We start from the raw sequence: 7,476 nt of genomic DNA on the forward strand, positions 1-7,476 counted from the left end.
CTTGGAGATGCGACCATCATCGACCTTCTCGCCGAGACCGGAGATCTTTCTGCTTGCGAGCATCCACGCCAATTAGTAAAACTAGCGGGACTCACCTTGCAAGAAAGTTCGTCGGGGCTACACAAAGGACAAAAGCGCATTTCAAAGCGAGGAAGACGCCGGCTCCGAGCCCTGCTATTCCGAGTGATGTTGCCCATGGTTCGCCATAACCAGGCGTTTAAAGCCTTGCCGTATTATACGACTCGCAGTAAAAACCCGCTGCGTAAAAAACAGTCGATTGTCGTCCTATGTGGCAAGCTCTTAAAAATTTTACACACGCTCGCAACGAAGCACCGGACCTTTGTGAAGCTCAACTACTGAAAGACCTACCAATGTTTCAAGAAGTGCCTACAGTCTAAGCTAGCGGTGCAATCAAGAGGATGACACAGAGAAGCTGGCACCATTTTTTCCATACGACCTCGAGTCCCTAAAGGAGCTTAGCCGGCCTCTGCCTTATGACTAGACCGAACGAAGGAATGTAGGCACGCGATGCCAAGAGACATGGGAGGGTCCGTCAGCATAAGCATTCGCAGAGATCCAAGGTGCATCACATAGACAGTCAAGATCACCTAATTTTATCCAGTTATCACCGCGAAGCATAAGCTTGACCACCAGATCCTTGAAAAGATGAAAATACTTGTTTTGACACGAGAACAAAAAATTTTTTTTGGCACTCAATCAGCGGCTGAAACCGTTGATCTATCAATGTTTATAGAGGGAGGGAAGGTGAAACGTTTGAAGCAAGTCGAGATTAGAAAATTTACCATCGCGAGCGTGATGAAGAGTACCATTTATTTATTGATGATTCCAATCGTTATATTCGTGTTAATTGGACTTTTTATTTTGGTGTCTACATAGGCGTGGTCGCGCTAGTCACCCTGATCTACAACTGGCTAGCCGGAAAGTTTGGTGGATTGGTGGTCACGGTTCGTGATAAGGATGAGGTTGAAGGTCGCTAAGTCAGAAAAAGGCGGGGAGGATTCCTCGTCTTTTTTGTTTAGCTTCGGCGGGTAGAAGCTCGGGATTTTTCAGTCCTGCCCGGAAATCCAAGGTCGGGATTTCTCGTGCAGGCCTTCCAAAATCCTCGCTTCTGTTCGACCCGCCTGCGCATTTCGGATTGTCTAGCTCCAGCGCCCACTCGCTCGAGGTTTCTTCACGCCGCCAGATCAAGCCAAAACCGGGCTTGATGCTGCCGTCGAAATCCAAGGACGGTAACTCTTATGTCAGGTCTCCAAAATCACCCGCAAACATCCGCATGTGCTTCCGGTTCCCGTACGGTCCCCTCAATTTAGTGTCATAATCATTTTCCTGCTACATAGTTTAAATGTTGAAAGCGTCCATTTTTCTGGTAAAATGAATAATGTTTGTGACAATTCTATGAAGAGGGGTGATTAAATGGATCAATGGTTCGGAACCGACACATGGTTCGGCCAACTAGTCGGGGCAGGAAACGACTTTCTTTGGACCTATATCTTGATAGGTCTATTGATTGTGCTCGGTTTATATTTTACCGTTCGTTCACGGTTTGTACAGTTTCGAATGCTTGGTGAGATGATTCGGTTGCTGTTTAAAGGAACGGATCGCTCTGCGTTTAAGGAAAAGAAAGGGACCTCGTCGTTCCAGGCGTTTGCGATTAGCACGGCCGCTCGCGTTGGAACCGGGAACTTGGCAGGGGTAGCGGTGGCGATTTCGCTTGGAGGGCCTGGGGCGATTTTCTGGATGTGGCTCATCGCTCTTATTGGGGCAGCGTCCGGGTTTATCGAGAGCACTCTCGCGCAAATTTATAAAGTCAAAGACAAGAACGGATTTCGAGGCGGTCCTGCGTACTATATGGAAAAAGCGTTAGGCGCAAGATGGATGGGTGTTCTTTTTGCTATACTTATTACTCTTTGTTTCGGTCTCATTTTTAATGCCGTCCAAGCCAATACGATGAGCGATGCGTTTGCAGGTGCCTATAATGTGGACCCGCTCCTCCTTGGAATCATTATCGCGGTTATCATGGGCGTTATTATTTTTGGTGGCGTTCGTCGAATTGCTGTGATGTCGGAGGTGATCGTACCCGTTTTTGCGATTGTGTACGTGGCGGTCGCCCTGATGATCATGGTGATGAACATCACGGAAGTTCCAGCCGTCATGGCTCTCATTGTGAAGAATGCTTTTGGGATTGAAGAAGTGGTTGGGGGAGGGCTTGGCGCCGCAATTATGAACGGGATTCGTCGCGGTCTCTTCTCGAACGAGGCGGGGATGGGAAGCGCTCCAAATGCCGCGGCCACCGCACATGTGTCTCACCCCGTGAAGCAAGGACTCGTTCAATCCTTAAGCGTCTTCGTGGACACGTTGGTGATATGTAGTGCGACGGCCTTCATTATTCTGCTGACCGACGTGTACACCGTGGGAGAAATTGAAGGAATTCAATTAACACAGCAAGCCCTAACGACTCACATCGGAGATTGGGCGGTCCCGTTTGTGACGATTGCGATCTTTTTCTTTGCCTTTACGTCTTTATTAGGAAACTATTATTATGGCGAAACCAACATCGAATTCATTTCACAAAAACCTTGGCTATTGCTTCTTTTCCGTCTGGCCGTTCTAGGAATGATTGTTGTTGGCGCCACCATCGATCTCGCTATTATTTGGGAAATGGCCGATCTATTCATGGGGACGATGGCCATTGTCAACCTCGTTGCCATTGCACTCCTTGCAAAAATTGCGATTAAGGCGCTTAAGCATTATCAAGCGCAACGCGCCCAAGGAAAAGACCCTGTCTTTCATAAAGACAGCATTCCCGGCCTGAAGAATGTGGAAGCCTGGGAAGAGGAGCGCAAGGGAGAAGAGCAGTCTTAAAGTGTTAACAGGAAATAGAACATCGCGGTTTATCGATGAAATGTCGGTAAACCGCTTTTTTAAAAAAATTCTAGCGGGTAGAAGCTTGGGATTTTTTGCCCCTGACAACGAGATTCATAGCATCGCAGCCTCATACGAAACAAATAGGACCCCCTATCGTAAGCAACGCTTTGGCGTGAAGGACATGGAAAAAGCCCTGTCTTAGACAGAGGCGAGCTGCTCAAAGCCTTACCGATAAGGGTACTCTTTGCCCATCAATTCGCTTAGTTTTACTTTTCGTTTTGTGGTTTTAACCACTAGTTCATTTTGCAATGTACGTAATAAAAATAGGTCAGAGGAAGGAATGTCATGATAATGGCAGACGAGGTTGCGTATTTCTATCGACCTCATTAGCCGTTGAGTTGTCATTTCATCAAATTCCCGTGGGTAATCTTTTAAAACGGACCTTATCATATCGCTGTAAGAGTGAAGATTCTGTTTCTGAATAAAATAACGCTTAGCAAAATGGCTATGCAGAGAATCTATGATGGAAAACGCGTGAACCCTCCTACTCATCTTAATCGCCTCCTTAATGTTTGAATGATTCGACGTTTGTAGCGCCAATTCCTTCTTAATTTAGATGATTCGGTGAAAATAAAGCTAAGAGCCTAGACCCCTAGCTGATAAGCGCGAGGATAAGGGTGGTGGGGAAAAGACTGTGATGCTTAGTACCTTCAACTAAGGCGTTGTGCCTAAAGAAAAAGGGAACTCGGTTTTGTGCAAACGATGTGTTCATGTTATAATGAAAGGCATAAAATATGTATCCTTCGACTATCATAAAAAGAGCCCTTAAGTGCTACGAACACTCAAGGGCTTATAATAGAACGAACGCCCTGCAGGGTGGAGAGTTCTGTTTGACTCAGTAATCACCCATTAGGTTGGAGCCCAGGGGTGATTACTTTTTTTTATCGTTGTCATGCTCGACAAGCGTTAATACCAGCATTGCAACAGCAATACAAAGCATCGCAGCTTCATACGAAACAAACATGACGGCGTTCACCTCCCCTCTACCGTAGGCACCGGTGGCCTTTGGCACGAAGGACGACAGGTGAACTCTCACCCCTGAGAAACGTTGTTCTATTAATCTAGATTATAACAGGAAATAGTTTTGAAGTAGAAGAATAGCAACCTGTATTGTTTAGCAGGCGTTCACCTTAATAATAAAAACTATGTAACGCCAATTCCAAATAATCCTATAATAATAGGATGTGATACGCTTGATTGGGTTCGCTTATTTTTATTCAGCCCTTTCTGATGAAGCTCTTAAGGTTCACTAATGCCCATTGCAAGCAACACCAAAACAAAGCCGTTTCCTAATAAGCCGATAAGCAAAAGAATAAGGCGTTTAGGCATCCACCAAGAGGAGATAGCAGGCAAGAGGCCAACCATATAAAATGGTGAAAGCAAGCATGCCAGCCCCTTCGTCGTCTTATTTACACAACTTTTATGTTAAGCAAGCGCATGGATTGAAGACTACCTTCGTAAGCCAATTGATGAGAGTGAATGAGTGAACGTATTCGATAGGCAATCCAGACATCGGACAATGATTGCTCGGAATCAGCCATCACGGTACCAATCACTCTTGTTGCAAGTATAAATTCTTCATTTGCTATTTCATTAAGGACCCTCCTGGTACATTCCAATATAAATGCGTCGTCTCTGGTTTCTAAATCATCCACGATTTCTCCCTGCCGCCAAGAACGAACCATGCTTTTACTGCGCAGCAACCGTTCCCCCTCTTGCACATAATCGTTTCTCATTTCCTCCGAAAGGGGAACCGTCGAATGCTTGTAAAAGTGGGTGAGCTGTTCAGCGTTACAATCCCCCGTCGAACGAATCTCCATTCGAACATCTTCGTGCTTCATATAATCATCCATCGCAGTAAACGTGTTCACAAGCTTTAGGTCCACATTCTTATCTTTTAACAAGGAACAGCTAATTCGCAGGCCCACTTGCTCTGATGCATTTTCGCAAGTCCAAATGGTTACGTGCTCCCCGTCATCTACTTCTGACAACTCTTGTAGCGACTGACGATAACATGTTTGGCCATCTTCAAAGGAACCAAGCACCGACTGAAATGACGAATTCACCCAACTAAAGTAATGGTTGATGCCCCTTTCTTCGTGAATGGTTTTGATGGGTCCAACAGAGAAATCGATGGGGAATCCAATCACCTTATGATTTTGCTTCCGAAAAGCATGTTTCAATCCGCTTCTTGCTGACCTTCCAAATACGAGATGAATCACAGGAACCTCTCTCCTTTCGTTGGGACTAACATAAATGTCCAACTCTTCCGGATCAATTTTTTACTTCAAGCTTGGGAGAGGGGCGGAAAGCTACGACCAGCCACATGACATTCGCGATTAAAGTTGCGAGGGAAAGAGCGATAACGCCTAAGAAAGCAGAAAAGTTATTGGAAAATGATCCTAGAACTAGCACTCCCAAAATGATGGATATGATGGTCACGATCCCTAACCCACATAGAACAGCCATTACATACCGCATGGCACTCAAGCCCTTCACAAAAATGAATAGTGGAAGCAGATATACGGCAAGCACACATGCAATGGCTGCCCACATCCCCAAAGAATTGAACTCATTAGCGTTAGGCCCTGACGAAGCCAGTGGAGAAAGTGAACCCATAACCAACAAAGAGCAAAAAAGGAAAGCTGAAACGAAGGTCACAAATGAAATTTCTTGCCGGACGATGAATACAAACGGGAAAAGGTTTTATATTTCTTGGCTGAAGGTACGGTCAGTCTAGTCGTTTATCTTTTGGCCATCCTGCTTTTAGGCTCCTTTACGCCTATAAGCGTTTTTTATGAATTATTCATCCTGCTTGGAATAGGGCTGATTCTCGCCTACGTCCTTCTCCGTTACGCCATCTCTGGGATGGAATTTACCGCAGTGGCCACAAAAGAGGAGTACCAAAAAGAGCGAAAGAAGATATTCAAGCAATCCCTAATTTTTGTCTTCATTTTTGCGATTGTTTATTCCATCGTCAGTAGACCTCTTACTGGTGAGGATTGGGTGGATGTAGCTGGTGTCACGGTGTTGTCCGGTATTTTCATGTTTTTGCTTAACGATCTATCACTGCGAAGGTCGTACCATAAAAACAAAGGGTTGCTTGATGAAAGAGAGTAGGTGAACCCAAGGGACGCATGGTGATTGAACATCAGGTGTCCCTAACTATTCAACTATCTTCACCATCTTCACAATCTCTTCTTCAAATCCTAAATGCTCATAAAAACAAATGGCATGAGCATTCGCCTTAAATACATCTAACACGAGCTGTTTGCAGCTTTGTTCTAAACACCACGTCTCAGCTTTACTCATTAACAGCTTTCCGGTTCCTTTGCCTTCACCTGCGCTTGTCACGGCAATCGCGGAAATATAGGCGACTCTCTCATTAGTGAAATAATCCTTGTCCTCCGTTAACTCAATGTAACCAAGAAACTCGTTATCCTGTTCAGCCACAAAAAGGTTGGATGCGTTGACCGAGACAGCGTCTTTGGCTAACTCGATTTGTTTTCGTTCTATAGCCTCTTGGTTCCTGTAGTCCATGAACTCAATATCGCTAAAACGTTCAGAAAGGCTGATGATACGCTCTTTATCCTTTTCTTGATAGGGTCTAATATACATGTGTTATCATCCTTTAGAAAGTCATTTTCTAAAAAAGTCAATAAACTCTTCCTTGCTGCTTACCTCCATCAAAAACGGGGAAATCGACATACTGAAAACGAGCAAAATCGGAGATAACCCAAGCAGAAGGGCCACTGAGATATCAAAGAAAGTGGTCATCAGAAGGGGCAGGAGGACGACAATCATTAAAAAACTACTTTTCATTTTTGATCGTTGGGTTTGATATTGTTTTTCTTCACAACTTGGACAGACCATCTCTGGCCGAAAGGTGAATAACTTCTTCAAGGATTCCTTCCAAGTCCAAGTGTAGCCGCAATGTTCACAGGTCGGCATTCCGTCACCTCCCTTGCAGAATGGAACTTAAAATCAAAGGGCTCTTACCCTCAGAGTATATGTTTCTATATCAAGTGCAAAACCCCTTTAAAGAATGTTGGTACGACAAAAAAGGGCTGGGCCCGGAGTGTGAAAAAAATCTAAATTTCTGTAAAAAACGAAAAAAATACGTTCATTCCTCAGCCGCTATGTTACACTCCAGATGAAGCGATCTGTGTGATTGCTTTTTTTGCGGTCATGCTCCGTACACATCATCCTGGCATTGAGTTATTATAGACACATGCAGTTCCCCTGTTTCTCAAACCATGATCTCATGTTATAATGTAGTAAAGGTCGTATTTGAGCATAAAAGCTGTACTTTTCGACTATTATAAAAAGAGCCCTTGAGTGCTGCTAACACTCAAGGGCAAGGCAATAGAACGAACGCCCTTCAGGGTGAAGAGTTCAAAGACGGTAATCACCCATTAGGTTTGGTCCCCAGGGGTGATTACTTTTTTTTGTCGTTGTCATGCTCGACAAGTGTTAATACGAGCATTGCAACAGCAATACAAAGCATCGCAGCTTCATACGAAACAAACA

At 44.7% G+C, this 7,476-nt stretch carries 11 protein-coding genes; 4 read left to right on the forward strand and 7 right to left on the reverse strand.

Annotated elements, in window-relative coordinates; translation table 11 throughout:
• Together AVZ68_RS19230 and AVZ68_RS20980 are read left to right on the forward strand one after the other, a co-directional pair.
• On the forward strand, positions 1-360 hold a 360-nt coding region (locus tag AVZ68_RS19230; protein WP_157404753.1), incomplete at its 5' end, for a transposase.
• A 405-nt stretch (positions 361-765) separates the two neighbouring features.
• Positions 766-897 carry a hypothetical protein gene (locus AVZ68_RS20980; protein WP_281176651.1) on the forward strand — a complete coding sequence of 44 codons (132 nt, stop codon included), beginning with the start codon at positions 766-768 and terminating at the stop codon, positions 895-897.
• Between the two features lie 102 nt (positions 898-999).
• Here AVZ68_RS20980 and AVZ68_RS19240 read toward each other — a convergent pair whose 3' ends face one another.
• Entirely contained in the window at positions 1,000-1,245 is a 246-nt protein-coding gene (locus tag AVZ68_RS19240; RefSeq protein WP_059106196.1) for a hypothetical protein, read from the reverse strand.
• 189 nt (positions 1,246-1,434) lie between these two features.
• Here AVZ68_RS19240 and AVZ68_RS19245 point away from each other — a divergent pair, with 189 nt between their 5' ends.
• Positions 1,435-2,883 carry an alanine/glycine:cation symporter family protein gene (locus tag AVZ68_RS19245; RefSeq protein WP_059106197.1) on the forward strand — a complete coding sequence of 483 codons (1,449 nt, stop codon included), beginning with the start codon at positions 1,435-1,437 and terminating at the stop codon, positions 2,881-2,883.
• Positions 2,884-3,111: 228 nt separating this feature from the next.
• On the opposite strand, the gene AVZ68_RS19255 is transcribed toward AVZ68_RS19245, so the two are convergent.
• The 4 genes from AVZ68_RS19255 to AVZ68_RS20545 form a co-directional block, all read right to left on the reverse strand.
• Positions 3,112-3,438 carry a hypothetical protein gene (locus AVZ68_RS19255; RefSeq protein ID WP_059106199.1) on the reverse strand — a complete coding sequence of 109 codons (327 nt, stop codon included), beginning with the start codon at positions 3,436-3,438 and terminating at the stop codon, positions 3,112-3,114.
• A gap of 747 nt (positions 3,439-4,185) precedes the next feature.
• Positions 4,186-4,329 carry a hypothetical protein gene (locus tag AVZ68_RS20420; RefSeq protein ID WP_157404755.1) on the reverse strand — a complete coding sequence of 48 codons (144 nt, stop codon included), beginning with the start codon at positions 4,327-4,329 and terminating at the stop codon, positions 4,186-4,188.
• A gap of 26 nt (positions 4,330-4,355) precedes the next feature.
• Positions 4,356-5,168 (reverse strand): DUF1835 domain-containing protein, encoded by an 813-nt coding sequence (locus tag AVZ68_RS19260; RefSeq protein WP_059106200.1) that lies wholly within the window; start codon positions 5,166-5,168, stop codon positions 4,356-4,358.
• Between the two features lie 52 nt (positions 5,169-5,220).
• Entirely contained in the window at positions 5,221-5,631 is a 411-nt protein-coding gene (locus AVZ68_RS20545) for a DUF5391 family protein (protein ID WP_082676802.1), read from the reverse strand.
• 30 nt (positions 5,632-5,661) lie between these two features.
• On the opposite strand from AVZ68_RS20545, the gene AVZ68_RS19270 reads away from it, so the two are divergent.
• Positions 5,662-6,066, forward strand: coding sequence for a hypothetical protein (locus tag AVZ68_RS19270; protein WP_059106202.1), 405 nt, complete (start codon positions 5,662-5,664; stop codon positions 6,064-6,066).
• 45 nt (positions 6,067-6,111) lie between these two features.
• On the opposite strand, the gene AVZ68_RS19275 is transcribed toward AVZ68_RS19270, so the two are convergent.
• Positions 6,112-6,564, reverse strand: a complete 453-nt coding sequence (locus tag AVZ68_RS19275) for a GNAT family N-acetyltransferase (protein ID WP_059106203.1) — start codon at positions 6,562-6,564, stop codon at positions 6,112-6,114.
• 21 nt (positions 6,565-6,585) lie between these two features.
• Complete coding sequence (locus tag AVZ68_RS19280; protein WP_059106204.1) at positions 6,586-6,897, reverse strand: TIGR04104 family putative zinc finger protein; 312 nt, start codon at positions 6,895-6,897, stop codon at positions 6,586-6,588.
• Positions 6,898-7,476: the final 579 nt, after the last annotated feature.

Origin of the sequence: Shouchella shacheensis, from assembly GCF_001484965.1 — a bacterium.
Taxonomy (GTDB): domain Bacteria; phylum Bacillota; class Bacilli; order Bacillales; family Bacillaceae_D; genus Shouchella; species Shouchella shacheensis.

Coding starts and splice junctions, on each gene's coding strand:
- AVZ68_RS19245 (WP_059106197.1), top strand. CDS start 1,435: ATGGATCAATGGTTCGGAACCGACACATGGTTCGGCCAACTAGTCGGG.
- AVZ68_RS19255 (WP_059106199.1), bottom strand. CDS start 3,438: ATGAGTAGGAGGGTTCACGCGTTTTCCATCATAGATTCTCTGCATAGC.
- AVZ68_RS19275 (WP_059106203.1), bottom strand. CDS start 6,564: ATGTATATTAGACCCTATCAAGAAAAGGATAAAGAGCGTATCATCAGC.
- AVZ68_RS19280 (WP_059106204.1), bottom strand. CDS start 6,897: ATGCCGACCTGTGAACATTGCGGCTACACTTGGACTTGGAAGGAATCC.